Annotated in this window: 21 protein-coding genes; 14 read left to right on the top strand and 7 right to left on the bottom strand. The window is 70.0% G+C overall.

What is annotated here, in order from left to right:
* Nucleotides 1–8: 8 nt before the first annotated feature.
* Entirely contained in the window at nt 9–404 is a 396-nt protein-coding gene (locus ACM6LR_RS00475; protein WP_414935573.1) for a DUF3224 domain-containing protein, read from the bottom strand.
* A 62-nt stretch (nt 405–466) separates the two neighbouring features.
* Between ACM6LR_RS00475 and ACM6LR_RS00470 the strand changes: the two genes are divergently transcribed.
* From ACM6LR_RS00470 to ACM6LR_RS00460, 3 genes are read left to right on the top strand one after another with little or no spacing between them, the layout of a single operon-like run.
* Nucleotides 467–1,444 (top strand): helix-turn-helix transcriptional regulator, encoded by a 978-nt coding sequence (locus ACM6LR_RS00470; RefSeq protein WP_414935572.1) that lies wholly within the window; start codon nt 467–469, stop codon nt 1,442–1,444.
* On the top strand, nt 1,437–2,246 hold the full coding sequence (locus ACM6LR_RS00465; protein ID WP_414935571.1) for a uroporphyrinogen-III synthase: 810 nt from the start codon (nt 1,437–1,439) through the stop codon (nt 2,244–2,246). Before ACM6LR_RS00470 ends, ACM6LR_RS00465 begins: the two co-directional genes overlap by 8 nt.
* 53 nt (nt 2,247–2,299) lie before the next feature.
* Nucleotides 2,300–3,583: a sensor histidine kinase gene (locus ACM6LR_RS00460; RefSeq protein ID WP_414935570.1), complete on the top strand. Its 1,284-nt coding sequence runs from the start codon at nt 2,300–2,302 to the stop codon at nt 3,581–3,583.
* Between the two features lie 234 nt (nt 3,584–3,817).
* Here ACM6LR_RS00460 and ACM6LR_RS00455 read toward each other — a convergent pair whose 3' ends face one another.
* The gene (locus tag ACM6LR_RS00455) at nt 3,818–4,645 is read right to left on the bottom strand and encodes a siderophore-interacting protein (RefSeq protein ID WP_414942960.1); all 828 of its coding nucleotides are present in this window, start codon (nt 4,643–4,645) and stop codon (nt 3,818–3,820) included.
* Nucleotides 4,646–4,659: 14 nt separating this feature from the next.
* Nucleotides 4,660–4,983: an MGMT family protein gene (locus ACM6LR_RS00450; protein WP_414942959.1), complete on the bottom strand. Its 324-nt coding sequence runs from the start codon at nt 4,981–4,983 to the stop codon at nt 4,660–4,662.
* Nucleotides 4,984–5,037: 54 nt separating this feature from the next.
* Between ACM6LR_RS00450 and ACM6LR_RS00445 the strand changes: the two genes are divergently transcribed.
* Nucleotides 5,038–8,253 carry an ATP-dependent helicase gene (locus ACM6LR_RS00445; RefSeq protein ID WP_414942958.1) on the top strand — a complete coding sequence of 1,072 codons (3,216 nt, stop codon included), beginning with the start codon at nt 5,038–5,040 and terminating at the stop codon, nt 8,251–8,253.
* Nucleotides 8,250–11,510, top strand: a complete 3,261-nt coding sequence (locus ACM6LR_RS00440; RefSeq protein ID WP_414935566.1) for an ATP-dependent helicase — start codon at nt 8,250–8,252, stop codon at nt 11,508–11,510. Before ACM6LR_RS00445 ends, ACM6LR_RS00440 begins: the two co-directional genes overlap by 4 nt.
* Before the next feature lie 69 nt (nt 11,511–11,579).
* Here ACM6LR_RS00440 and ACM6LR_RS00435 read toward each other — a convergent pair whose 3' ends face one another.
* Complete coding sequence (locus ACM6LR_RS00435) at nt 11,580–11,966, bottom strand: hypothetical protein (RefSeq protein ID WP_414935565.1); 387 nt, start codon at nt 11,964–11,966, stop codon at nt 11,580–11,582.
* An 89-nt stretch (nt 11,967–12,055) separates the two neighbouring features.
* On the opposite strand from ACM6LR_RS00435, the gene ACM6LR_RS00430 reads away from it, so the two are divergent.
* Both ACM6LR_RS00430 and ACM6LR_RS00425 read left to right on the top strand, forming a co-directional pair.
* Complete coding sequence (locus tag ACM6LR_RS00430) at nt 12,056–13,132, top strand: potassium channel family protein (RefSeq protein WP_414935564.1); 1,077 nt, start codon at nt 12,056–12,058, stop codon at nt 13,130–13,132.
* Nucleotides 13,133–13,313: 181 nt separating this feature from the next.
* On the top strand, nt 13,314–13,721 hold the full coding sequence (locus ACM6LR_RS00425; protein ID WP_414943223.1) for a hypothetical protein: 408 nt from the start codon (nt 13,314–13,316) through the stop codon (nt 13,719–13,721).
* A 91-nt stretch (nt 13,722–13,812) separates the two neighbouring features.
* On the opposite strand, the gene ACM6LR_RS00420 is transcribed toward ACM6LR_RS00425, so the two are convergent.
* A complete protein-coding gene (locus tag ACM6LR_RS00420) occupies nt 13,813–14,904 on the bottom strand; it encodes a neutral zinc metallopeptidase (protein ID WP_414935563.1) in 1,092 nt (363 codons plus the stop codon).
* 217 nt (nt 14,905–15,121) lie between these two features.
* Between ACM6LR_RS00420 and ACM6LR_RS00415 the strand changes: the two genes are divergently transcribed.
* Genes ACM6LR_RS00415 through ACM6LR_RS00395 form a run of 5 tightly spaced genes read left to right on the top strand, consistent with a single transcriptional unit; the run spans nt 15,122 to nt 20,250 of the window.
* Nucleotides 15,122–16,222, top strand: coding sequence for a hypothetical protein (locus ACM6LR_RS00415; protein ID WP_414935562.1), 1,101 nt, complete (start codon nt 15,122–15,124; stop codon nt 16,220–16,222).
* The gene (locus tag ACM6LR_RS00410) at nt 16,216–16,857 is read left to right on the top strand and encodes a DUF4129 domain-containing protein (protein ID WP_414942957.1); all 642 of its coding nucleotides are present in this window, start codon (nt 16,216–16,218) and stop codon (nt 16,855–16,857) included. Before ACM6LR_RS00415 ends, ACM6LR_RS00410 begins: the two co-directional genes overlap by 7 nt.
* A complete protein-coding gene (locus ACM6LR_RS00405) occupies nt 16,854–17,978 on the top strand; it encodes a DUF4350 domain-containing protein (RefSeq protein WP_414935560.1) in 1,125 nt (374 codons plus the stop codon). The genes ACM6LR_RS00410 and ACM6LR_RS00405 overlap by 4 nt, the downstream gene beginning before the upstream one ends.
* The gene (locus tag ACM6LR_RS00400) at nt 17,975–18,964 is read left to right on the top strand and encodes an AAA family ATPase (RefSeq protein ID WP_414935559.1); all 990 of its coding nucleotides are present in this window, start codon (nt 17,975–17,977) and stop codon (nt 18,962–18,964) included. The genes ACM6LR_RS00405 and ACM6LR_RS00400 overlap by 4 nt, the downstream gene beginning before the upstream one ends.
* On the top strand, nt 18,964–20,250 hold the full coding sequence (locus tag ACM6LR_RS00395) for a DUF58 domain-containing protein (RefSeq protein ID WP_414935558.1): 1,287 nt from the start codon (nt 18,964–18,966) through the stop codon (nt 20,248–20,250). The genes ACM6LR_RS00400 and ACM6LR_RS00395 overlap by 1 nt, the downstream gene beginning before the upstream one ends.
* Nucleotides 20,251–20,460: 210 nt before the next feature.
* Here the strand turns inward: ACM6LR_RS00395 and ACM6LR_RS00390 are convergent, their stop codons facing one another.
* On the bottom strand, nt 20,461–21,468 hold the full coding sequence (locus ACM6LR_RS00390; RefSeq protein WP_414935557.1) for a stage II sporulation protein M: 1,008 nt from the start codon (nt 21,466–21,468) through the stop codon (nt 20,461–20,463).
* A 61-nt stretch (nt 21,469–21,529) separates the two neighbouring features.
* On the opposite strand from ACM6LR_RS00390, the gene ACM6LR_RS00385 reads away from it, so the two are divergent.
* On the top strand, nt 21,530–22,435 hold the full coding sequence (locus ACM6LR_RS00385; RefSeq protein ID WP_414942956.1) for an RDD family protein: 906 nt from the start codon (nt 21,530–21,532) through the stop codon (nt 22,433–22,435).
* A 146-nt stretch (nt 22,436–22,581) separates the two neighbouring features.
* Here the strand turns inward: ACM6LR_RS00385 and ACM6LR_RS00380 are convergent, their stop codons facing one another.
* Nucleotides 22,582–23,871 carry a neutral zinc metallopeptidase gene (locus ACM6LR_RS00380; protein WP_414937038.1) on the bottom strand — a complete coding sequence of 430 codons (1,290 nt, stop codon included), beginning with the start codon at nt 23,869–23,871 and terminating at the stop codon, nt 22,582–22,584.
* Nucleotides 23,872–24,099: 228 nt separating this feature from the next.
* On the opposite strand from ACM6LR_RS00380, the gene ACM6LR_RS00375 reads away from it, so the two are divergent.
* Nucleotides 24,100–25,869 carry a DUF2207 family protein gene (locus ACM6LR_RS00375; RefSeq protein ID WP_414935555.1) on the top strand — a complete coding sequence of 590 codons (1,770 nt, stop codon included), beginning with the start codon at nt 24,100–24,102 and terminating at the stop codon, nt 25,867–25,869.
* The last annotated feature ends 4 nt before the right edge of the window (nt 25,870–25,873 follow it).

Raw genomic sequence — 25,873 nt, 5'->3', positions numbered from 1 at the left:
TGTCCTCCCTAGAGCGAGTATTCGAGCGTGTACGACATCGTCGGCTCGCCGACGACGCCCGTGGTGGTACCGGACCCGGTGATCCCGGCGAGTCCACCCGTTCCGGAGCCCTCGACCACCGTGAACGCCGACGAGACGCCCTGGGCGTCGAAACCGGTGTCGTGCTTGATCACGAAGCTTCCTTTGCGCCCGTCCACACTGCCCTCGATGCGTTCGAACCCTGGGGCCGTCGTGCCGTCGCCGTCGGAGCCCTCACCCGCGTAGTACAGCAGGTAGTCGACGACCGATTCGCCGTCGATCACCCCGCTGTAGGCGAACGTGGCATGGGCGTAGGCGACGCGCGGGCCGCCCTCGGTACCACTGACAATGCTTTCGTCCCAGTTCTTCATGGCGAAGGTGTTCATGGGACTCACCCTGTCAGTCATACCTGTCAGATCATGTCAGGTTTTTCGGGGATACTGGATTCATGCGCGCGAGCAGACTCCTGTCGGTCCTCCTTCTGCTGCAGAACCGTGGCCGGATGACGGCCGAGGAGCTGGCGGCCGAGCTGGAGGTGTCGGTCCGGACGGTCTATCGGGACGTCGAGGCGTTGTCGGCGGCAGGCGTGCCGGTGTACGCCGACCGCGGCCGCACGGGCGGATACCAGCTGGTCGACGGCTATCGCACGCGGCTGACCGGGCTGACCGAGGAGGAGGCGCAATCGCTTTCGCTGGCCGGTCTGCCGGGCGCGGCAGCCGAACTCGGGCTGGGCACCGTTCTCGCCGCCGCGCAGCTCAAACTGCACGCGGCCATGCCCGCGGAGCTGCGCGCGGGGGCGAGCAAGGTCTCCGACCGGTTCTATCTGGACGTCCCCGGCTGGCACCGCGGGATCGAGAGCCTGCCGCGACTGTCCGAACTGGCCGACGCGGTGTGGCACGCGCGGCGGATCAAGGTCCGGTACGAACGCTGGGGCCAGAAGAAGGTCGATCGCGTCCTCGACCCGCTGGGCCTGATCCTCAAGGCGGGCAACTGGTACCTCGCGGCGCGGTGCGACGGGACCGACCGGACTTACCGCGTCTCCCGGATCGAGGAGCTCGAAGATCTCGGCGAGCCCTTCGAGCGGCCGTCCGACTTCGACCTCGCGCGCTACTGGCAGGAGTGGTCGGAGCAGTTCGAGAAGCGGATGTACTCGCGCGTGGCGGTGGTCCGGCTGAACGAGTTCGCCCGCGTACTCCTACCGTTCTATCTGGGCGCGGTCGGCGTGCGAGCGTTGCGGGAAGCCGTCGAAGGCGGCGCCGGGCCGGACGAGGACGACTGGCTGACGATGGAACTGACCGTCGAGCCGGGGGAGCAGGCCGTCGGGGAACTGCTGCGGTTCGGCGGGAACCTCGAAGTGCTCGAACCGCCGGAGCTGCGCGAGCGGCTGGCGGAGGAGATCAGGAAGATGGGCGCGCGTTATGGCTGACCTCAGCGGCATCACGATCGGGATCACCGCGGAGCGGCGGGCCGACGACTTCATCGCCGCGCTGACGCGGCACGGCGCGACCGTGCTGCACGCGCCGACCATCCGCATCGTCCCGCTGCCCGACGACGCCGAACTACGGGCTGCGACGGACGCGGTGCTGGCCGAACCGGTCGGATTCACCGCGGTCACCACCGGCGCCGGGTTCCGCGGCTGGCTTTCCGCGGCCGAAGGCTGGGGGCTGCGCGAACCGCTGCTGGAACGACTGGCGGCGTCACGGATCTTCGTGCGCGGGCCGAAAGCGGCAGGCGCGGTGCGCGGCGAGGGGCTGCGTGAGGAATTCTCCGCACCGGAGGAGAGCAACGCCGAACTGTTCGAGGGCTTGCGTGACGCCGGGGTCGGCGGGGCACGGGTCGCCGTCCAGCTGCACGGCACCCTGCTGCCCGAACTCACCGGGTTACTGCGGAATTCCGGCGCGGACGTCGTCCAGGCTCAGCCGTATCGCTGGCTTTCGCCTGCGAACGTCGAACCTGTGCACGATCTCGTCGAAAGTGTGCTTGCCGGGCGGGTGCGCGCCCTGGCGTTCACTTCCGCTCCGGCGGCGGCGAACCTTCTCGTGCTGGCGGGACCGCGTCGCGAGGAACTCCTTGCCGCACTGCGAGGTCCGGTGCTGTGCGCGTGCGTCGGACCGGTGACCGCGGCGCCGTTGGAAGCCGCCGGAGTACCGACTGTCCAGCCCGAACGGCAAAGGCTCGGCGCTCTGGTGAAACTTCTCGTCGCGGAACTGCGCATTCGGCCGTCTTGACGAGTGTGGTCCCCTTTGCCAGGCTCGACAGCGAACGCACGGGAGGGCGGAGGATGTCCGAGTCGGTCACCTTCGTGCGAACTATGTTGCGCAAAGGGTCTTCGGTTCTGGGCGCGAGCCCGGCCGACGAAGCACCCGATCCCGATTCTGTTCCCGACTGGCGTTATCGCGAAGACTCGGCGGACTTACTGCTGATGCGCGCGATCCGCTACTCCGCACTCGGCCCGATCTTCTACCGTGTGGCCGCGTTTCCCAAGGTGTACATCGGTTTCCTGGTCGCGAACGGGTCGGCCGGGATCGTCCCGGTGCTGAGTACGACGATACTGGCGGTGCTGCTCAACGTCTTCGCCATCTGGTGGGTGGTGCGGGGCCGCGGGATCCGGGCGAAGACGTCCGGGCGGCTGATGTACGCGGATCTCGCGATGGGCATGGTGCTCACGACGGTCGTGGCCGCGACCGCGCCCGCCGAGATCCAGCCGTTCGCCATCGACGTCGCGTGGACGTGGCTGGTCGGGACGGTGGCGTTGTGGACGCTGTCGTTCGGACTGCCCGCCGCGTTCCTGTTGCTGATCGCGGCTTTCCCGTTCCGGGCGTTCCTGACCTGGATCGGCGGGCTCCCGATCGACCACTCGCTCGCGGTGAGCCGGTCGGTGGGATGCATGGTCGCGCTGGTCGTCGCGATGGTGACCACGGCGGGGATCCTGATCCTGCTCGGCGTCGGGACCAGGTTCGCGCTGGGGATCGGGATGCGTCGCGGGCAGCGCGCCGAACGGCTGCGGACTCAGCGGGTCATGCACGACTCCGTGCTGCAAACTTTGGAAGCGATGGGCATGGAGGCGCCCGACGACGATTCGGCCGCCGTGCGAAGGCTCGCCGAGATGCGGGCCGCGGCCCGTGCGCAGGCCGCCGAACTACGGCGCGAACTGTCCGGCCCGGACGCGCCTTCGGCCCGCGGTCTCGCGGCGGACCTCGCCGAGGTCGCCACCGAAATGGCGCGAGACGGCCTCCGCACCCAACTCGTCGCCGCCGAGACCGAAGAGGACTACCGCCTCTCACACGCGCGCCGGACCGCCATCCGCGACGCCGTCCGCGAAGCGCTCCGAAACACCGTGAAGCACGCCGGGACCAAGCAGGTCGTGCTTCGCGTCGAGGAGCGCGAAGGCGGCATCGCGGTCATCGCGCGGGATCAGGGGACCGGATTCAGCATGCTGGACCGGCCGCCGGGGTTCGGGATCAGCCAGTCGATCATGGCGCGGCTGGCGGAGGTCGGTGGGCGGGGGACGATCGATTCGCATCCGGGGCGGGGGACTCGGGTAACGCTTTGGGTTCCGCACTGAGGGCTTTGGGGCGCTGGGGTTGGTCGCTGTAGTCCGTGAAGGCCTCCCTAAGGGACCCAGGGTCTCTCAAGGTGGCCTTCACGGACTTCTCGGTCGCCACGGTGGCCCCAGGTGCCTCACCCTTCACAGGGGTGAGTGTGAGGCCCCTTTCTGTACCTGGGCGCAAGAAGGGGGCCATCGTGTACTTGAGGAGACGGAGGAGACGGAGGAGACGGAGGAGACGGAGGATAAGACTTAGTCCTCCTCGGCCGGAATTTCTCCGCTCTCCCTTTGCCGCATCGCCTCACGCCCAGCGGCCTCTTCGCTCATTCCCCGCCGCCAGTACCCGGTGAAGCAGATCGCTCGCTTGTCCACCCCGCGCTCCCGCACGAGGTGCCGCCGCGCCAGTTTCACCATGTTCGCCTCGCCCGAAATCCACGCGTAAGGCGTCCCGCCCGGCAGGTCCACCTTGCGGACGGCGTCCAAGACAGCCTCGCCGATGCCGCCGGAGCCGCGCACCACCCAGTGCAGCTCCACCGTCCCCCGCGTTTCGAAGACCTGCCGGTCCTCGCGGTCGCCGATCTCGACGTAGACCAGCGCCCGTGTCCCGGCGGGCAGGGCCTCGACGATCGCGCCGATCGCCGGGATCGCGGTCTCGTCGCCGATCAGCAGCTGCCAGGTCGTACCTTCGGGCACGTCGTAGAGCCCGTGCGGCCCCATGAGGGCGACCCGGTCTCCTTCCGAAGCGCTCGAAGCCCACGCCGAAGCGGGGCCCTCGTCGCCGTGCAGCACGAAGTCGATGTCGACCTCCTGCATCGCCGGACGCAGCGCGCGCACGGTGTAGGTGCGCATCGGCGGGCGGACGTCGTCGGGCATCGCGAGGTAGGTCTTGTACCAGGAGTACACCTCGTCGCCGCCCAGTGGCGCGGGCAGAACGGGTTCCGTCTGCCCGGGCTGCGGGAAGAACACCTTCAGGTACTGGTCGGGCGCCTGGTCCTCCAGTGACGCCCCCGAGAAGGTCACCCTGGTCATGTGCGGGGTGAGCCGCCGGACACCGGTCACCTTCGCCTCGATGTAGATCATTAGGCGAGGCTAACCTAAAACAGGCCGCCCAAGCCGGCGTCGTCATCGGGATCACGCTGCCACCGGTATTTTCGCAGGTCGACGCGCTGGCCGTCGGCAAGGACCCCCTCGGCGCGCAGTTTCTCCAACTGCTCGTGGACCAGATGTGGAGCCGGTGTCCCATCGGCGCGCAGAATGCGGTGCCAAGGGAGGTCGTGGCCGTCCTCGCCGAGGACCCGGCCGATCAGCCGTGGTGACGGCGCTCCCGAAACCGACGCTATATCCCCATAAGTCGCGACCGAGCCGGCGGGCACACTCGCGATGACCTCGCGCACCCGCTCGTGCAGTTCGTCATCCATGGGACCACTTTGCCGTGCCGCTGCGAGGTTGTGTCGGCGGGGCGTGGTTCCATCGTGGGCGTGAACGGGCGGCGAACAGCGGCAGGAACCGACGCGCGGCTGGTCCGCACGCCGGTCACCGGCACACGGGAGTTCCAGTGGGATTCCGGCGCCCGCCGTCTGCTGGCCGCCCCGGACGGCTTCCGCCGGGTCCTCGGCGGCCCGGGCACGGGCAAGACGGCTTTGCTGGCGTCGGCGGCGTCGCGGCGCATCGCCGAAGGCGCGGACCCGGAGAGCGTCCTCATCCTGACCACCTCTCGCAAGGCCGCCGAGGTCCTCCGCGCCGACATCACCCACCGGCTCACCACCGATCCGGAAGAAGATCCGCTGCCCCGCACGATCCGCGAGCCGCTGGTGCGCACTGTGCACTCGTACGCGTACGCGCTGTTGCGGATGGAGGCCCAGGCCGACGAACTCCCGCCGCCGCGCCTGCTGGCCGGAGCGGAGCAGGACGTCGTCGTCCGAGACCTGCTCGCGGGCGACCTCGAAGCGGGGGCGCTCGACTGGCCGGAACAGCTGCGGCCCGCGCTGAACGTGCCCGGTTTCGCCGAGGAACTGCGAGACCTCCTGCTGCGCGCCGCCGAACGCGGGCTCGGCCCGGAGGACCTCGCCGAACTCGGCAGGCGCCGCGGCCGTGACGAGTGGATCGCGGCCGGGCGTTTCTGGAGCCAGTACGAAGAGGTCACGTTGCTGCAGGGTGCGGGCGGCAACGCGCTGGGCGTGGCGAGCGCCCCGGCGCTGGACGCGGCGGAACTCGTCACTTCCGCGCTGCTGGCGCTGGAGGACGACCCCGAACTGCGCGAACGCGAGCAGCGGCGGATCCGCCACCTGTTCGTCGACGACGCCCAGCACCTCGACCCGCTGCAGACGCGGCTCATCAGGCTCATCGGGCACGCGGCCGACGAGTTCGTCGTCGCGGGTGACCCGGATCAGTCCGTGTTCTCCTTCCGCGGCGCGGATCCCCGGTTGTTCGCCGACTCGGATGACGACGGCGAGCGCACGGTCCTGCTGACCACCGCGCACCGGCTCGCCCCGGTGATCCGCACGGCCGTCACGAAACTCGGCTCGGTGCTGCCGGGTTCGTCGCCGCAGCGCAAGCTCGTCGACGCGCCGGACGCCGAGGGCGGCGCCGTCCGCGTCCGACTGATGCCGACACCGGCGTCCGAGGCGAGCTGGATCGCCGACCAGCTCCGCCGCGCGCATCTCGTCGACGGCGTCCCGTGGTCGGAGATGGCGGTACTCGTCCGGTCGCCTGCCCGTACTTTCCTTGTCCTGCAACGTGCTCTGCGGGCCGCCGGGGTGCCGATCGGTTCGGCCACCGAGGAACTGCCGCTGGCGAAACAACCCGCCGTCCGGCCGTTGCTCGCGATGCTGCGGCTCGCCGCCGACCCGGAACTGCTCGACGTCGACCTCGCCGAGATGTTGTTGTCCTCACCGCTGGGTGGCGCGGATCCGCTCGCCCTGCGGCGGCTGCGTCGCGGTTTACGCAGGCTGGAACTCGCCGGCGGTGGACAGCGGTCCAGCGACGAACTGCTGGTGGAAGCCTTGCGCACCAACGACGTTCTCACCGGCCTGGCGGAGGCGGAGGCGCTGCCGATGCGCCGGATCGGCGGCCTGCTCCACGCGGCGCACCAGGCCGTCGTGCGCGGTGACGGCGTCGAGCAGGTGCTGTGGGAGCTGTGGCAGGCCAGCGCTCTGGAGCAGCGCTTCCTGCGTTTGGTCGATCGCGGTGGTTCCCTGGGCTCGCAGGCGGATCGGGATCTCGACGCGATCGTCGCGCTCTTCGACGCTGCCGGTCGCTATGTCGACAGGTTGCCGAGGGCGAGTGTCGCCTCGTTCGCGGATTACCTGTCTTCGCAGAACATCGCCGGTGACACGCTGGCCCCCGCGGCACTGAAGAGCGAGGGCGTCTCGCTGCTCACCGCGCACGCGTCCGCCGGACGCCAGTGGACGGTCGTGGCGATCGCCGGTGTCCAGGAGGGCAGTTGGCCGGACCTGCGGTTGCGCGGTTCCGTGCTCGGCGTCGAGCGGCTGGTCGACCTCATGTCCGGTGTCGACGACGAAAAGGTGTCCGCCACCGCGCCGATCCTCGCCGAGGAGCGGCGGCTGTTCTACCTCGCCGCGAGCCGTGCGCGGAAGACGTTGCTGGTCAGCGCGGTCGCGGGGGAGGACGAGCAGCCCTCGCGGTTCATCGACGACCTGGAGGAGAACGGCGCGGACGACGGCGGCCTCGACTCGCGGATGAAGTCCGCGGGCCGTTCGCTGGTGCTCGCCGAACTCGTCGGCGAACTGCGCGAGGTCGTCTGCGACGAGACGAGCGAGCCCGAGCGGCGGCAGCGAGCGGCGCGGCAGCTCGCCAAACTGGCGGCCGCCGGGGTGCCGGGCGCGCATCCGGGCACCTGGTACGGGCTACTGGAACCCTCCACCAGCGAACCCGTGCACGGGGCGGGGGATCTCATCCGCATCTCACCGTCCACTGTGGAGGTTCTGGTCAAATGCCCGCTGCGATGGCTGATCGAACGCCACGGCGGCAGTGACCCGGCGCAACTCGCGGCCGTCACCGGAACCCTGGTGCACGGGCTCGCGCAGGCGGTCGCGGGCGGCAGCAGCGACGAGCAGATCCGCGCGGCCCTCGACGAGGCGTGGGTACGGGTCGACGCGGGGGCGCCGTGGTTCTCGCGCCGCGAGCGGTCGCGGGTCGAGCAGATGCTGCGCAACTTCGTCTCCTGGCTGGAATCCAGCCGCAAGGAACTGATCGAGGCCGGGGTCGAGCAGGACATCGAAGTCGAGCTGCCCGTCGGCGAAGGCGACCTCCGCGTGCTCTTGCGCGGCCGCGTCGACCGCGTGGAAATGGACAAGGACGGCCGCCAGGTCGTCATCGACATCAAGACCGGCAAGGTCCCGATCTCCGCCTCCGACGCCGAACAGCATCCGCAGCTGGCCGCGTACCAGCTGGCCGTACTGCTCGGCGCGGTCGAGGGCGGTTCGAAACCCGGTGGTGCGCGGCTGGTCTACGTCGCGAAGTCCAACAACAAGACCGGATCCACCCAGCGTGAGCAGCCGCCGCTTGACTCCGACGGCGGCAAGCAATGGCTCGAGCTGGTGCGTTCGGCGGCCGGATCGGCCGCAGGCCCGGAGTACGGGGTCACCGAGAACCCGGACTGTGATCGTTGTCCGGCGAGGGGTTGCTGTCCGCTGCGGCCCGAGGGCAGGCAGGTGACCGGTCCTTGATCTCCGAACTCCAGCGCCGTCAGGTCGAACCGGCCGAGATCGCCCGCGCGCTCGGCCTGCACAGCCCGACCGACGAGCAGGCCGAGGTCATCGCCGCCCCCATCGAGCCGTCGCTGGTGGTCGCGGGTGCCGGTGCGGGCAAGACCGAGACGATGGCCGCACGCGTGGTGTGGCTGGTGGCCAACAGTGTCGTGCCGCCGGAACGTGTCCTCGGCCTGACCTTCACCCGTAAAGCCGCCCGCCAGCTCGGCGAACGCGTCCGCACCCGGCTGCGCCGCCTCGTCGGATCGGGGCTGCTCGACAGGATCGACCCGACCGGCGACCTCCGCATGACGGTGACCGCCGGGGAACCGACCGTGCTCACCTATCACGCGTACGCCGGGCGGCTGCTGTCCGAACACGGCCTGCGTTTGCCGGTCCAGCCGGGAGTCCGGCTGCTTTCGGAGACGTCTTCGTGGCAGTTCTCGCATCGCGTGGTGTCCACTTGGGACAATGACCTCGACACCGATCGCGTGCCCTCCACGGTGACCGCGCAGTTGCTGGCGCTGGCCGGGGAACTCGGCGAGCATCTGGTCGAGACCGAACGGCTGGCGCAGTACACGTCGTGGTTGTGCGAGGTCATCGAAAACGCGCCGCGAGCCAAGGGGCAGCGTGCGGCGCTGCCGCAGAAACTGGCCGAAGTCATGACGGCGCAACGGTTCCGGCTCGCGCTCTTGCCGCTGGTCGAGGCATACCACGCGCGGAAGCGGGCCGAGGGCGCGCTCGACTTCGCCGACCAGATGTCGCTGGCCGCGCAGCTCGCCGACAGCTATCCGGCGGTGGTCGCAGGGGAACGTGAGCGGTACGGCGCGGTGCTCCTCGACGAATATCAGGACACCGGGCACGCCCAGCGGATCCTGCTTCGATCGCTGTTCGGCGGCGTCGAACATCCGCCGATGCCGGTGACGGCGGTGGGTGACCCGGCGCAGGCCATCTACGGCTGGCGCGGCGCCAGTGCGGCGAACCTGCCGCGGTTCACCACGGACTTCCCGCGCGACAACGGCGAACGGCTCGTCCCGGCACTGGAGTTCGGGCTGCTGACCAGTTTCCGCAACCCACCCGAGGTGCTGGAGCTCGCGAACGCGATCTCGGAACCATTACGGGAGCGCGGCCTCGGTGTCGCGAGGTTGCGTGCGCTGGAAGGCGCGGGAACAGCCGACATCGCCTCCGCGCTGCTGCCGGACATCCGCGCCGAACGCGAGTGGGTGGCCGACGCGGTGGCGAAACGCTGGTTCGAAACCGTGGAGGAGACCGGAAAGCCGCCAACCGCCGCGGTGCTGGTGCGCCGCCGCGCCGACATGGCGCCGATCGCGGCCGAAATGCGGGCCCGGGGGCTTCCGGTGGAGGTCGTCGGCCTCGGTGGTCTGCTCGACGAACCCGAGGTCGCGGACCTGGTCAGCACGTTGCGGGTGCTCGCCGATCCGCTCGCGGGCAGCGCGGCCGCGCGCTTGCTGACCGGGGCGCGCTGGCGGATCGCGGCGGCCGACCTCGCGGCGTTGTGGCGGCGGGCGGGCGAACTCTCCTCGCCGGTGCCGCCTTCGGAAAGGTCCGCTGTGGACGAACCGGTGCTGGTGACCGAACGGGTCGAACAGGCCGGGCTCGCCGACGCGATCGACGACCCCGGTACCGCGGAACGGTATTCGCCCGAGGGGTACCGGCGGATCCGGCGAGTGGGTGGCGAGCTTTCGGCGTTGCGCCGCCGCCTCGACCAGTCGCTGCCCGAACTCGTCGCCGACGTGGAACGCACCATGCTGCTCGACGTCGAATCGCTGGCCCGTCCCGGGCCCGCCGGACGTGCGCACCTGGACGCTTTCGCCGACGTCGTCACGGACTTCGCCGAGACCTCGCCGACGGCAACCCTGCTGTCCTTTGTGGACTATCTGAACACCGCCGCGCACGCGGAGGACGGGCTCACCCCCGGCGAGGTCGAGGTCGTCCCGGACCGGGTCCAGGTACTGACCGTGCACTCGGCCAAGGGGCTGGAATGGCGCATCGTCGCGGTTCCGCACCTGGTCAAGGAGGTCTTCCCGGGGAGGCGGCGGTCGTCGTCGTGGCTGCGGACGTCGACCTCGCTTCCGGCCGCGCTGCGCGGCGACTCGGAGGACCTGCCGGAGCTGCGGGTGTCCGAAGGCTTCGACCGCAAGGAAGTCCAGGAAGCGCTGGAACTGCACGAAGAAGGATTCGTGGCGCGAGAGGCGGATGAGGAGCGGCGGCTCTGCTACGTCGCGCTGACCCGCTCTGAGCACACCATGCTGGTTTCCGGGCACTGGTGGAACGAGAGCAGCGCGCGGCCGAAGGGACCTTCGGAGTTCCTGCTCGAAATCGGCGAGGTGATGCGGGCGAACTCGGTCGGCCGGATCGAGCACTGGGCCGACGAGCCCGAGGCCGACGGGGAGAACCCGCTGGTCGCCGATTCACGCAAGGCGCGGTGGCCGGTCGATCCGCTGTGGCCGCGGCGCGAGGGCGTCACCAACGGCGTCGATCTGGTGCTCGGTGCCATGGAAGATACCGAAGACGCGGAGGACACTGAGGAAGAGGACGATCCGGACGGCTGGATCTCCGACACCAAGGTGCTGCTGGAAGAACGCGCGCGGGCGCGGAACCGGGTCCAGCAGGTCGTGCTGCCGCCGCATCTTTCGGTGAGTCAGCTGGTGGAGCTGTCGGCCGATCCGGCCGCGCTGGCCAAACGGCTGCGACGGCCGCTGCCGGTGCGTCCCAATACTTACGCGCGCCGGGGGACGGCGTTCCACGGTTGGCTGGAGCAGCGGTTCGGTGGTGAGCAGCTGCTGGAGATCGACGATCTGCCGGGCGCGGCGGACGTCGACGAGGCGCCCGATTCCGAGCTGGAGGCGCTGCAGACGGCGTTCGAGAAGAGCGAGTGGGCGAACCGGGTGCCGCACGCCGTCGAGGTCCCGTTCTCGGCCGACATCGTGGGCGTGACGCTGCGAGGGCGGATGGACGCGGTGTTCGCCGATCCTGACGGCGGCTGGACCGTCGTCGACTGGAAGACCGGCGCCGTCCCGGAGAAGGACCGGCTCGCGCCGCTGGCCGTACAGCTGGCGGCATACCGGCTGGCGTGGGCGGCCTTGAGAAAGATCCCGGTGGAGAAGGTGCGGGCGGCGTTCCACTACGTGAAGCACGACAAGACCGTCCGCCCGGCGGATCTGCTGGACGCCGAAGGCCTGCGAGACCTCCTACGCAGGGTCCCGACGCTCTAGCGTTTCGTCCTCTAGTTGCGGTAGTTGCACGCGCAACTACCGCAACTAGAGGACGAAACGCGGCGGGGGTCAGGCGCGGTCGCGCACCTTCAGGGCCCAGGTGACCAGCGGGATCTGGAGCGGGACGCGGGCCCAGAAAGCCGCTCGCCAGTGCTTCGGGGCCTTCCGGCGGTCGGCGTCGAGGGCCATCTTCACGTTCCCCGGCAGGACCACGACGAACAGCAGCGCGGCCGTCAGCCCGCCGAGCCGTCGCGTCTTCGGAGCGGCGACCGCGGCGGCGACCCCCAGCTCGGCGACCCCCGAGCCGTAGGTCCATGCCCGCGGCGAGCCGGGGAGCTGCTTCGGGATGATCGCGTCGAAGGGTTTCGGCTGGACGAAGTGCAGGACACCGGCCGCACCGAGCAGGCCGGCGAGGAAGTATGCGGGCCGCTGGGACGGCTTGGAATCCGAGGACATGCCCCTGAGCTTCGCATACCGCGCTGAACGTAAGGTTCGTCGGCTATCCTCCCGACCGTGAGTGACGCGGACCAGGCCGGAGCCTGTGCATGAGGGTTCTCAAGCGTTTCCCGGTCAGGCTGAGCGACCGCCCGGACCATGAGCTCGTCGGCGTGATCCGGATGCCGGAACTGACGGTCAGCCCGCTGCGGTCGATCCTTAAGCGGATCATCGGCGCGATGCTCGCCCTGCTGGCGACCGTGCTGATCGTCTACCTCGACCGGGACGGCTATCGCGACGCCAACGGCGACGGGCTCAGTTTTCTCGACAGCCTCTACTACGCAACAGTGTCGCTGTCGACCACGGGCTACGGTGACATCGCGCCCGCGACGTCGTCGGCGCGCCTGGTCAACGTCCTGGTGATCACCCCGCTGCGGGTGCTTTTCCTCATCGTCCTGGTCGGTACCACACTCGAAGTGCTCACCGAGCGCTCCCGCCAGGCTTTCAAGATCCAAAAGTGGAGGACGAAGGTGCGTGACCACACGGTCGTCGTCGGATTCGGCACGAAGGGCCGGTCGGCGGTCAACGCGCTGCTCGGGGACGAGAACACCGAACCCGACCACATCGTCGTCGTCGATACCGACCAGCAGGCCCTCGAAGCGGCCACTTCGCTCGGTCTGGTGACCGTGCACGGTTCGGCCACCCGTGCCGACGTGCTGCGGGTCGCCGGTGTGCAGCGGGCCAAGGCCGTCGTCGTCGCCCCGAACCGGGACGACACCGCCGTGCTGGTCACGCTGACCGCTCGCGAACTGGCACCGAAGGCGCACATCGTGGCCTCGGTGCGGGAAGCGGAGAACGTCCACCTGCTCAAGCAGTCGGGCGCGAACCAGGTCGTGGTGTCGAGCGAGACCGCCGGGCGTCTGCTCGGCATGGCGACGTCGACGCCGCTGGTGGTCGACATGGTCGAGGATCTGCTCACCCCCGAGTCCGGCCTCGCGATCGCCGAACGCCCGGTGGAGCCGTCGGAAGAGGGCGGTTCACCGCGGCATCTGTCGGACATCGTGCTGGGTGTCGTCCGCGACGGCGTCCTGTACCGCGTGGACGCTCCGCAGGCGGACGCGATCGAGCCGGGCGACAGGCTGCTGTACATCCGCAAGGTGACAGCCGCGGAGACGATCGAGCGGTAGCAAGGGACCTTTGGTATCAGCAGCCCCCGGACAAATGGGCTCCGGTGTTCTGCCGCTGGTATCACCCTCCTCCGACCGGAGGGCTCGCTGTGTTTTGCCGCCGGGTTCTGGAAGCATGGCGTTCGTGCGCAAGCGATCGGACCCCGCCAGAGGGCTCAGCCCGGGATGGAACTCCCTGGCGGTGGCTGCCGGTGCCGGCCTGCTGGTGATCTTCCTGGCCTGGTTCGCCGGGCCGGGGCTGTTCGGCATCTCGAACGACGCCAAGGGGACGACCGTCCAGGCCGAGGTCGTCCAGCCCACGCCGTGCGTGGCGGGCGGGACCGCCGAGACCGTCAAGTTCGAATTCGGCGGCAAGCCGATGGAGGGTGCGCTCAACGGCTGCGGGCACGGCAAGGGGGAGCGGCTCGAGGTCGTCGTCCCCGATGGTGCTTCCGGGAACGCTGTCTCGGTGCACGCGGCCGACGCGGCGGCTGGGGCCAAAGACGCGCGGCGGCCGGTCGGTCTGGCTCTGCTGGTGTTCAGCTGCTTCGCCGGCGGGATGTACGTCTACCTGGTGCTGCGCGGTCCGCGTCGGCTGGCGACGGCCTGACCCCCACCCACCGCGTTTCGTCCTCTAGTTGCGGTAGTTGCACGTGCAAGTACCGCAACTAGAGGACGAAACGCGGGTGGGGTGGGGTGGGTCAGGAGACGGCGCTGGCCGGAGCGGAGAAGGTATTGCAGTCGGCGACCCGGTTGTTGCTCGCGCCCGCCCGCCACCAGGACGCGTAATGCGCGTTCGTCCCGTGGTCCTGGCTGCGTGAGGTGTTGTCGCCCCGGGTCTCCTGGTCGTTCCAGGCCTTGTTGTACATGTCCCGGCTGACCGTGCCGCCCTGGTCGACGTGCGCGCCGAGGAACATCCCGGAGAAGCACTGCGCCTGCAGTTCCTTGCGCCGCGACATCTCCAGTCCGGTGGGGCTGTTCTGGCCTGCCTCGTAGATCTTCTGCCAGGCCGCGTCCATCAACCCGGCGACCTCCTGCACGTGATGCCCGTACTCGTGCGCGAAGAGGGCGAGGTAGACGCCGGGGTTGTTGCCGTACTGGTCGGTCTGCAGACCCCGGAACGGCACGTAGAGGTTGTTCTCGCAGTAGTACGCCGCCGTCGCGATGCCCACCTGGATTGTGCCGCATTCGGTCTCGAAGCTGGCGCCGGTGGGGAAGTGCAGGGCGGGCGGGGTGAACGGCAGGCGGTAGGCCCCGAGGAAAGGGCCCCACGCGTCGTCGAGGCACTTGCCCGCCGCGGTGAAGAACGCCTCGGCGGCCTGCTGGCTGCTCTGCCACTGCGGCAGCGAGCAGACGCGGTTCTGCAGCCCGGCGTTGGGATCCTGGAGTATCGGGTGGTCACCGAGCTTGAGGACCTTCTGCGGCCCGGTCGGCGACGAAGGCGCCCTGGACGACGTCGTCGGGAACGGGTCCGGCGAGGACGAGGGTGACGACGACCCGCTCGGCGGCAGGGCCGCCGGGGAAGTCGGGTTCGGCAGGGTCTGGTAGCCCGCGTTCGCTACGTGCTCTTTGTCGCCACGATTGAGTGAAACGATCGCGACAAGGCCGAGGGCCAGTACGGCGACCGCGCCGAGGCAGATGCCGACGATCGCGCCGACGGACCGGCGTGGTGGCGGCGGCGGTGGAAACTGGGGCGGCGCACCGTGATGCCACTGGGCAGGGGGCTGGCCGTGCACCGGCGGTGGCTGGACGGCGCCGCGTGGCGGCCACTGGCCGTGGGGCGGTTGCGTCATCAAGTCGGTCCCGGTGGTTCTAGGGGCGAACCGGGGGTACCCGGCCCGATAGTTCAGCATAACGAGCTAACGGCATTCCCTCCCACTGCTCGGCTGCAGAGGGTATCCAGCGGGAGCCGAGCGGTCACCCATCAGTGTCGTCCCCCCAGCTCTGGTCGGGTGTCGGACCCTCTGGAAGAGTGTGCGCAAGCAACGCGAACGGGTAAGGGGCTGTCGCATGAGGGAGACCGGCGGACCGTCCGGGCCGGAAGGTACCGAGACGCCGAAGCCGCAGGCGGACGCACCGACGCCGCCGCAGGGTGAAGTGCGGCCGCCACCGGCGCCGGAGCAGCAGTGGCAGTCCCCCTCTGGGGTGACACCGCCGCCGCCACTGCCGTCCTATCAGGCGCCGCCACAGCAGTATCCGAACTGGAAGGTCGGTCTCGGCAGGCCCGGGGTCATCCCACTGCGCCCGCTGAACCTGACCGACATCCTCGACGGCGCGGTCACGGCCATGCGCAGGCACTGGCGGATGGTCTTCGGCGCCGCCGCGGTGACCGCCGTGCTCACCGCGGCCCTCAACCTGGCCGGGCTGCTGCTGGTCGACACCACCGGCGACCTCGAGCAGGTCCGCGATCTCGGCCCGGCGGCCACCGATCAGGAACTGATGAACCAGATGCTCGGCCTGCTGGGCGGGACACTGGCGTCGTCGTCCATCACCCTCGTCGCCACCCTGCTCGGGACGACCCTCCTCACCGGATTCCTCACCGTCCTGATGGGCAAGGCCGTACTGGGCAAGCCGGTCACCTTCAAGGAGGCCTTGAAGGAGGCGACGCCGCGGCTGTTGCCGCTGCTCGGGCTGACCGTGCTCTACACGCTGGCGATCCTGGTCGGGGCGATCTTCTGCCTGCTGCCCGCGATCATCCCCTACACCTTCTGGGCACTGGCGAGTCCGGCGTTCATCCTCGAACGCGGCACCGTGATGGAGGCGTTCCGCCGCTCGGTGAAGCTGGTCTCGGGGATGTTCTGGCGGGTTTTCGGGATCCTGCTGCTGGCCTACGTGATCTCGTCGTTGCTGGCGTCGATCATCACGCTGCCGTTCAGCTTCAGCGCGTTCATGTCGATCTTCGGCAACCTGGACCAGATGTACATCCCCTCGACCGGTGACCTGATCCTGCAGTCGGTGGGCACGGTGATCGCGCAGACCATCGTCGGGCCGTTCACCGCGCTGGTCACCGTGATCCTCTACATCGACCAGCGGATGCGCCGCGAAGGCATGGACATCGAGCTGGCCCGCGCGGCCGGGATCGCGACGCCGCCTCCGCCGCAGGCATGGTGACGCGCTTTTTCACCGAGGTCCCGGTCGACATCGACCGGGACACCGCCCGGCTGCGCGCGACCGAGGAACTCTCGGATCCGACTTACGCGGCCGCGAGACCTGGTTGGTTGTCCGACACCTTCACCTGGCTGGTCGAACGGGTGCTGCGCTTCCTCGACACTGTCAACGGCGCCGTACCCGGCGGGATCTTCGCGGTCGTGCTGCTCGTCGTCGTGCTGATCGTGCTGGTGGTGGTGATCCGGCTGCGGTCCGGCCCCTTGGCGACGGCGGCCAAGGGTGGCAGGGCCGTGTTCGCCGGACAGCGCAAGGCTTCCGGTGACTACCGGAAGGCAGCCGGGGAAGCCGCGTCGCGAGGCGACTTCGACGAAGCCGTCCGTGAGATCTTCCGCGCCGTGGTGCGGTCGTTGGAGGAGCGGGCGCTGCTGGACGAGAAGTCCGGCCGGACCGCCGACGAGGCCGCCATCGAAGCCGGACGGTTGCTCCCGGATGTCGCCGACGCCCTGCGCGCCGGTGCCCGGTTGTTCGACGACGTCCACTATGGAGGGATCCCGGCCGCCGAGGCGGACTACCGATCACTGTCCGAATTGGACGAACGGTGCCGCCGTGCGAGGCCCGTCGCCCTGGCGGCCGGATGACCTCAGTTTCGCCCGACGCCCGCCGGATCTGGCGCGGGGTGCGGTTCCCGCTCGCGGTCGTCCTCCTGATCGTGCTGACCGGGACCCTGCTCGTGCTTTTCCGCGGGGAGCAGACCACCGGCGCGCTCGAACCGGGTTCGTACGAGCCCGGCGGCAGCCGTGCGCTGGCGACCTTGCTGGAACGGGAAGGCGTCAAGATCATCCCGGTGCACACGGCGGCCGAGGCCAAGGACTTCGCGGAGGGCGCGACCGTCCTGATCACCCAGCCCGGCTATGTGCCCAAGAGCGCGTTCACGGAATTCCGGCGTATCTCTCCGCGCATCGTGCTGGTGCAGCCGAGCGCGAGCACGGTCGACGAGATGCTTCCCGGTGTGCGGGTGAACGGTCAGCTCGAAGTGGAGACCCGCCAACCCGACTGTCCGGCGGCGGATCCCGTCGCGGCCGGGAGCGCGACCTTGGGCGGCCAGAAGTACGCGGCCACGCAGCCGAGGGCGCAGGAATGCTACGGCGGCTCGTACCTCGAGGTGCCCGGTCCACAAGGGACGGTCACCGTACTCGGCTCCCCCGAACCGCTGTCCAATGAATGGCTGGCCGACGAGGGCAACGCGGCACTGACGACGCGGCTGCTCGGCAAGCACGAGCGGCTGGTCTGGTACCTGCCGACGCCTGCCGATCCGTCGCTGGAGAACGAGAAGAAGCCGCTGTCCGAACTGATCCCGTCGGGCTGGTCGTACGCCGCGTTGCAGGCCGGGGTCGCGGTGGTCCTGCTGGCGTTGTGGCGTTCCCGCCGGTTGGGGCCGGTGGTGACCGAGCCGATCCCGGTCGTGGTGCGCGCGGCCGAGGCCACCGAGGGACGGGCTCGGTTGTATCGCAAGGCGAAGGCCGCCGCGCACGCCGGGGAGACCTTGCGTGAGGCGGCCCGTGCGCGGCTTCGGTCGTTGCTGGGGCTGCCCCGTGACGCCGAACCGGCGGCACTGGTGGAATCCGTCGCCGCACGGTCCGGCCGGGCACCGGCCGAGATCGGCGCGCTGCTGTATGGGGACCCGCCCGCCGATGACACCGCGTTGGTGCGGCTGGCGGACGGACTCGATGTCGTGGAACGAGAGGTGGAACGGTCTTGAGTACCGAACAGACCGGTGAGTCCGGTGTGGACAGTGCGGCCGAAGCGCGGGCGGCGCTGATCGCCCTGCGTGCCGAGGTCGGGAAGGCCGTCGTTGGCAACGACGCGGCCGTCACCGGGCTCATCATCGCGTTGCTGTGCCGGGGACACGTGCTGCTCGAAGGCGTACCGGGTGTGGCGAAGACCTTGCTGGTGCGGGCCTTGGCCGCGTCGCTGGATCTGGAAACGACCCGGGTGCAGTTCACGCCGGACCTCATGCCGGGTGACATCACCGGCTCGATCGTCTACGACGCGCACAGCGGCGAGTTCTCCTTCCGTGAGGGCCCGGTGTTCACGAACCTGTTGCTGGCGGACGAGATCAACCGCACCCCGCCGAAGACGCAGTCGTCACTGCTGGAGGCGATGGAGGAGCGTCAGGTCTCCAGCGACGGCAAGACCCGGCCGCTGCCCGATCCGTTCATCGTCATCGCGACGCAGAACCCGGTCGAATACGAAGGCACGTACCCGCTTCCTGAGGCGCAACTGGACCGGTTCCTGCTGAAGCTGACCATGCCGACACCGTCCCGTGAGGACGAATTCGGCATTCTTTCCCGGCACGCGCAGGGTTTCGACCCGCGGAACCTGGCCGCGGCGGGGATCAAACCGGTCGCCGGGATCGTCGAACTCGACGCGGCGCGGCGCGCCGTCTCCGGGGTCACCGTGCGGCCCGAGGTGCTCGCCTACATCGTCGACGTCTGCCGGGCGACGCGGGCGCTGCCGTCCGTGCGCATCGGTGTCTCGCCGCGGGGCGCGACCGCGCTGCTGGCCGCGACGCGGGCGTGGGCGTGGCTCGCGGGCCGCGACTACGCCACCCCGGACGACGTCAAGGCCTTGGCACGACCGTCTTTGCGGCACCGGCTCGATCTGCGGCCCGAGGCCGAACTCGAAGGCGTGACCGCCGACGGTGTGCTGGACCGCGTCCTCGCGTCCGTGCCCGTTCCACGCTGATGGCCGTCACCGGGCGGCTCGGGCTGCTGGCGCTCCTCGCGGCGCCGGTTGTCGGCTTGCTGCTGCCCTCGTGGGCCGGGATCGGGCTGGCCGCCGCGGTGCTGCTTCTGTTGGTGATACTGGATCTCCTGCTCGCCGGGAGTGTGCGGCGGCTGCGGTTCGCGCGGTCCGGCGCGACGTCCGTGCGGCTGGGTGAGGCGTGCGAAATCACGCTGACCGTGGCCAATCCCGGTGGCCGTCCAGTGCGCGCTTGGCTCCGTGACGCCTGGCCGCCCAGCGCCGTCGCGGACGACCGGCACCGCTTGTCCTTGCCCGCGGGCGAACGCCGGGTCGTGACCACCCGGCTCCTGCCGACCCGGCGTGGTGACCGTCGGGCGTCCAGGGTCACCGTCCGGTCGACCGGGCCGCTGGGTCTCGCGGCGCGGCAGGGATCGCATGAAGTGCCGTGGACCGTGCGGGTGCTGCCGCCGTTCCACAGCCGCAAGCATCTGCCGTCCCGGCTGGCACGCTTGCAGCAGCTCGACGGCCGCAACGCGGTGCTGATCCGGGGCCAGGGCACGGAATTCGACTCCTTGCGCGAGTACGTGATCGGCGATGACGTCCGATCGATCGACTGGCGTGCCTCGGCCCGCGCGTCCGACGTCATGGTGCGGACCTGGCGGCCCGAACGCGACCGGCACGTGGTGCTGGTGCTCGACACGGGCCGCGTTTCGGCGGGCCGGGTCGGTGACGCGCCGCGGCTCGACGCGGCGATGGACGCGGCGCTGCTGCTGGCCGTGCTGGCGGCGCGGGCGGGTGATCACGTCGACCTTCTGGCTTATGACCGTCAGGTGCACGCGGCCGTCCAGGGATCGACGGATTTGCTGCCCTCCTTGGTGAACGCGATGGCACCGCTGGAGCCGTCGCTCATCGAGACCGACGCGCGCGGGATGGTCGCGGAGGTGCTGCGGCGGACCCGGCGGCGCGCGCTGGTCGTCCTGCTGACCGGACTGGACGCGGCACCGCTGGAAGAAGGCCTGTTCCCGGTGCTGTCCAAGCTGACCTCGCGGCACCAGCTGGTGCTCGCTTCGGTGGCGGACCCGCGGGTCGCCGAGATGGCGGCGGGCCGTGGCGACGCGGAAGCCGTCTACGACGCGGCCGCGGCCGAGCGGGTGCTGGCGGAACGGCGCCAGGTCACCGCGCGGCTGGCGCGGCACGGGGTCGAGGTCGTCGACGCCGTTCCCGAAGACCTGCCGCCGCGGCTGGCCGACCGGTATCTCGCGCTGAAGGCCGCCGGCCGGCTGTGATGCCGAATTCCCGATAGCGGTTCCGACCTCCTGCTGACTCGATCACCAGGAGGAACCCTTGCCTCCTTTCCGCAGGTCAAGCGGCCTCGAATCAGGCGCGGGAAGGGCTGAGCTGTGTGGAAATAGAGACACTCGACGTCCCTATTTCCACACAGCCCGGCCCTTCCCAACGGAGGCGATAGCAAAGGTCCCTTGCTCTCTTTTCGCAGGTCAGCCCGCTTCTGGACGAGCATCTCCGGCGTACCGCCAGTCCACGTCGCCCACTTCGCCCGCCTTCGCGGCCTTACGCCCGACTACGAACACGTAGAGCAAGAAGGCGACTTCGGCGACTACGCCGATCCCGATCCGCGCCCAGGTCGGCAGGCCCGACGGCGTCACGAAACCCTCGATGACGCCGGAGATCAGCAGCACCACGGTCAGCCCCAGCGCCATCACCACGACCGATCGGCCCTGTTCGCCGAGCGCCGCCGTCCGGGAGCGGCGGCCAGGGTCGATGACCGTCCAGCCGAGCTTCAGCCCGGTCCCGGCCGCGACGAACACCGCGGTCAGCTCCAGCAGGCCGTGCGGCAGGATCAGGCCGAAGAACACGTCGAGCCGCCCCGCCGACGACATCAGCGCCGCGCCGATCGCGAGGTTCAGCGAGTTCGCCCAGAGCGCGTAGATCACCGGGACACCCAGCACCACGCCGAGGAACAGGCAGGTCGCCGCCACCCACGCGTTGTTGGTCCAGACGCGCGCGGCGAAGGAACCCGCGGGGTCGGACGAGTAGTACGTCTCGTACTTCCCGCCCGGCGCCGTCAGGTCCTTGAATTCCTCCGGCGAGGCCAGCGACGCGAGCACCTGCGGGTCACCGGCGATCCACACCGCCGCGATCGCCATCACCGCGATCGACGCCGCCGCCGACGTCAGCCACCAGCGCCTGCTCAGGTACAGCGCCGCGGGGAACCGCCTGGTGAAGAACAGGCCGACCTCGCGCCAGGCGGGGCTGTGCGAACCGGTGACGGCCGACCGGGCCTTCGCGACCAGGCCGGACAGCTGCGCGACGAGCACGGGGTCGGGCGCGACCGAGCGGATGATCGAAAGGTGCGTCGCGACACGCTGGTACAGCGTCACCAGCTCGTCGGCGTCCGGGCCGCTGAGTTTCCCGGCGCGGCCGACGAGGTCACGCAGCCGATTCCATTCGGCTTGGTGCGCGGCGACGAACACGTCCACGTCCAACTCGGAGCCCTCCCGGCGATCGTCCTTGGTGGCCCAGCCTATTCGTCACTACGCTTGCCAGGTGGAACAAGAGTCCGAACTCGTCACCGGCGAGGCCGTCGTCCTGGACGTGCGCGCGGCGAAACTGGCCAGCCGCGGGCTCGCCATGATGCTCGACGTCGCTCTCCAGCTGATCACGCTGTTCGTCGCGATGCTGATACTGAGCCAGATCGCCGCGTTCGGTGACGAAGCGCTGGCGCTGACCCTGTCCCTGGTGACCCTCGTGCTGATCATGGTCGGCTACCCGGTGATCTTCGAGACGCTGAGCCGGGGCCGGACGCTCGGGAAAATGGCGCTTGGCCTGCGCGTGGTCCGCACCGACGGCGGACCGGTCCGGTTCCGGCACGCGCTGGTCCGCGGGCTCGCGGGGTTCTTCATCGACTTCTGGGCGCTGGGCCTGCTCGGTGTCGTGGCGGTGGTCACGTCGCTGCTGTCCACCAACGGCCGCCGCGTCGGCGACTACCTCGCCGGAACCCTGGTGATCCGGGAACGCATGCCCGCCTCCCGGACTCCTTACGTCGGGATGCCGCCGCAGCTGGCGTACTGGGCTTCGCAGCTGGACCTGACCCGGCTGCCGAACGACCTCGCCCTCGCCGTCCGTCAGTATTTGAGCCGCACGAGCGAGCTTCGCCCCGAAGCGGTCGAAGCCCTCGGGTACGGGCTCGCGCAGCAGGTCGCGGCGGCGATCGGGGCACCGATGCCGCCCGGGGTGCCGTCCTGGGCGTACCTGTCGGCGGTGCTGGCCGAGCGACGGCGGCGGGATCAGGTGAAGCTGCGGCCCCAGTACGCGCCGCCGCCGCAGCCTCGGTACCCGCCGCAATACGCGCAGCCGGTCGCGCCGGTGACCGCACCGGTTCCGGTGACGCAGCCGGCGCCGGAGACCCCGGCGGAACCGCTGGCGGAGAACCCCTTCGCGCCACCAGGCTGACCAGCGACCGCCGCAATTAATGGTGCAGGGGCGAATCGCAGGTCCGTGAAGGACTCCTTGAGGGACCCAGAGTCCCTCAAGGAGTCCTTCACGGACTTCAGGTCGGGGCGCCCCCCCGCAAGGCAATTAGTCCTCTAGTTGCGGTTTCAGGAGACGTCCGAGGCCTTCGCCGCCCACGTGTTGCACTGCGCTATCCGGTTCTTCTGCGCACCGTGCTGCCACCACGAGATCGCGTGCGCGTCGGAGCCGTGGTCGCGCGGACCGCCGTTGTGGTCGCCGCGGTCCTGCGACCCCCACGCGTCCCGGTACATCGCCTGATCGACCGAGCCGCCGCGGCCCACCGTCGAGCCCAGGAAAGTCCCGGACAGACATTGCGCCGAAAGTTCGTTCCGCCGCGACATCTCCAGGCCCGCCGCCGAGTCGGTGCCCGCTTCGTACCGTGCGTCCCAATAGGCCTTCGAGATACCGGAAAGCGCCTGGACGTGGTGCGCGTACTCATGGGCGAAGACCGCGAGGTAGACCCCGGGCCGGTTGCCGTACTGGTTGGGCTGAAGGCCTTCGTACGGCATGTACAGCGTCTCGTTCTGCGAGCAGTAGAACGCCGCCACCGTGCCGCCGCTGGCGTCACCGCACGGGCTCGACCAGTTCTTGCCGGACGGGTACTTCACGGTCGGGACCCGGAACGGCAGTTTCGTGTAGCTCATGACCTGCTGCCAAACACTGTCCAGGCAGGGCCGCGCGCTTTCGAAGAACGCCGAAGACGCGTTCGGGTTGCTCGCCCAGCGCGAGAGGTTGCACGCCTGGTTCGGCAGGCCGACGTTGGAACTGAGCCACAGCGGGTTGTCCGCCAGCTTGTGCTGCGGTTGCGGACCGGACGGTGCCCGGCTCGCCGAGGTCCCACGGGTCGAGCCGGTCGACGTCTCGCGCGATGCGGTCGAATCGCGCGAGCGAGTGGCGGTCGTCGACGTCTCACTGGAGGTTGTCGTCGTCGTGTAGTCCGAAGAGGACGTCGTCGGGTTCGTCGAATAGCTCGAGTATCCGGCGTCCGCGACGTGCCGCGAGCCGCTGTTCGCGATGGCGATCACCATGATCAGCCCGCCCATCACCGCCATCACGGCCACGATCGCGACGGCCGCGATGACACCGCCGTTCGACTTCTTGGCGTGATATCCCCCGTAGGGCGTGAACGCGGGCTGAGCGAAACGCGGGCCGTAGGGAAGCTGCGGCGGCCCGACGGCGGCGGGCTGGAACGGGACCGGCGCGCCGATCCGCGGCGGCGGCAGCGGAGCCGCGCCCGGCGGGGGCAGCGGCATCCCGCCGCTCGGCGGACCCGGCCGGAACGGCGGCGGCGGGGCCGGCATCGGGGTCGGCCGTGAGACCGGTGGACGGCCGGGAACCGGGCGTCCACCGTGGACCGGCCGGTTCGGCGGTGGCATCGGCGGACCACCGCGCGGCGGCAGTGGCCGCGTGCCCGGTGGTGGGAGCGGACGGCCGCCCTGCGGCGGTCGCGGTGGCGGAGTCGGCCGGCGCCGCGGATCAGGCGGGCCGGGCGGCTGCTGGTTCATCGAGTGGATCCCCCATGCGGTCGGCAACGCCGTTCACCCAGGTAGCGGATTCGGCGTTTCGGCGGTCAGCATAGATCGGCTGCCCTAGAGTGTGTGGCTGTGTTGACGAAATGGGGGGCGGCGGTCGCGGCCGTCGCGGCGAGTACGGCCTTGATGGCCCCGCCGACGGATTCGAACGTTCCGGAGGCGCCCGAAGCGGGCCCTTCGCTGACGAACGCGCCACAATTGCCGAAGCCGCCACCGATCGGCGCGCGCGGCCAGCTCGGCCTGCTCCAGCCGCCGACCGGCGCGTCCGCGAACGTCGCGGTGAAGGTGGAACGCGACGGCTCGGTGTCGATCACCGAGCAGGTGACCGTCCCGGGTGGACAGCATCTGGTACGCAGGCTTCCGTTGAAGGTTCCCGCCGGTGAGGAGCAGGACCGCGTCTACGGGGTCCGTGACGTCTCCGTCGAGGGCGCGGGCAAGACCGAGTCGAACGGCGAGCAGCTGGTCGCCACCTTCGACGGCGGCGCGTCCACCCTCAAGTACAAAGTGGACGGAGCGGTCGCCGACGTCAACGGCGCGCAGCAAGTGCGCTGGCAGGTCGCGAGCGGCTGGAGCGGCGAACTGTCCAGGGTGTCCGCTTCGTTCAGCGCGCCGACGCGCGAAATGCCCACCGTGGACTGTTTCGCCGGGCCGCTCGGTTCGGACAGGCAGTGTTCGCTCGCGGAGACCGACCACAGCGGCGTCGTCCGCATCGAGCAGGACAAGCTCGCGGCGGGTGAGCGGGTCGACCTCGCCGTCCAGCTCCCGGCGGGCACCGTCCCGGCGAACGCGCGGTTCGAGCGGATCGCCTCGGTCGGCGGTGCGTTCGCCCTCACCACGCTCACCGGGATCGGTTTCGGCGCACTGGCACTGTTCCTTCTTCTCGGCGCGCTGGCCGTCTGGTTGTCGCGCCGTCGCGACAAGGGCGCGCTCACGGCGGGCACCGGTCCGGTCGACGTCCTCATGCGCGACGGTGGTCGCGTCTCCTTCGCCTCTCCCGACGGCGTCCTGCCCGGCCAGGTCGGCACGGTCGTCGACGAGACGGTCGACGTCGTGGACGTCAGCGGCACGGTGGTCGACCTCGCGGTCCGCAACTACCTGTGGATCGCCGAGGTCCGCGGCGCGGGCACCGTCGACTGGCAGATCGCCCGCCGTAACGCGCCGGACGAGCACCTCGTCGCCTTCGAGCGCGAGATCTGCACCGCGATCCTTCCCGAGGGCACCGATTCCGTGCTGCTGTCGGAACTGCGCGGCCGCGGCTCCGTCGATCTCCGAGTGGCGGGCGAGGCGATGTACGCCGACGTCGTGCGCAAGGGCTGGTTCTCGCGTCGCCCCGACAAGGGCAAGAGCAAGCTCACCTTGGCGGGCATCGGCCTGGTCGCGCTCGGACTCGTGGGCACCGCGGTCCTGACGTTCACCGCCGGGCACGCGCTGCTCGGTGTCGCGGTCGCGCTCGCCGGGGTCGCCGTGCTGCTGGGCGCCTCCTGGGTGCCGCCGCGGACTTCGCGCGGCAGGCGCCTGGTCGGCCAGGTACGCGGGCTGCTCGAGTACCTGCACACGGTCAAGGTCGCCGAGATTCCTCCGGCGGACCGGGAAATGGTGTTCTCCCGGTCGCTGCCGTACGCCATCGTCCTCGGCGACACCGAACACTGGCTCCGGACGTTCGAAGCGCTCGACCCGTCGGCGGACGGTTCGGCCGGACTGTACTGGTTCGGCGGGCTCGAAGGCGATCGGGATCTGCGCCGGTTCGCCGCGCACCTGCCGTCGTTCCTGTCCGCTTTGGACGGTCTGCTCGCCGAATCCGGGCACCTGCGCTCGATCCGCCCTGAGCCGGTCCCCGCCTGACGTG

Source organism: Amycolatopsis sp. cmx-11-32 (genome assembly GCF_047608695.1).
In the GTDB taxonomy this organism is placed as follows: Bacteria; Actinomycetota; Actinomycetes; order Mycobacteriales; family Pseudonocardiaceae; genus Amycolatopsis.
Note: the sequence above shows the minus strand (reverse complement) of the source record. Positions and strands in the feature narration are given on the sequence as shown.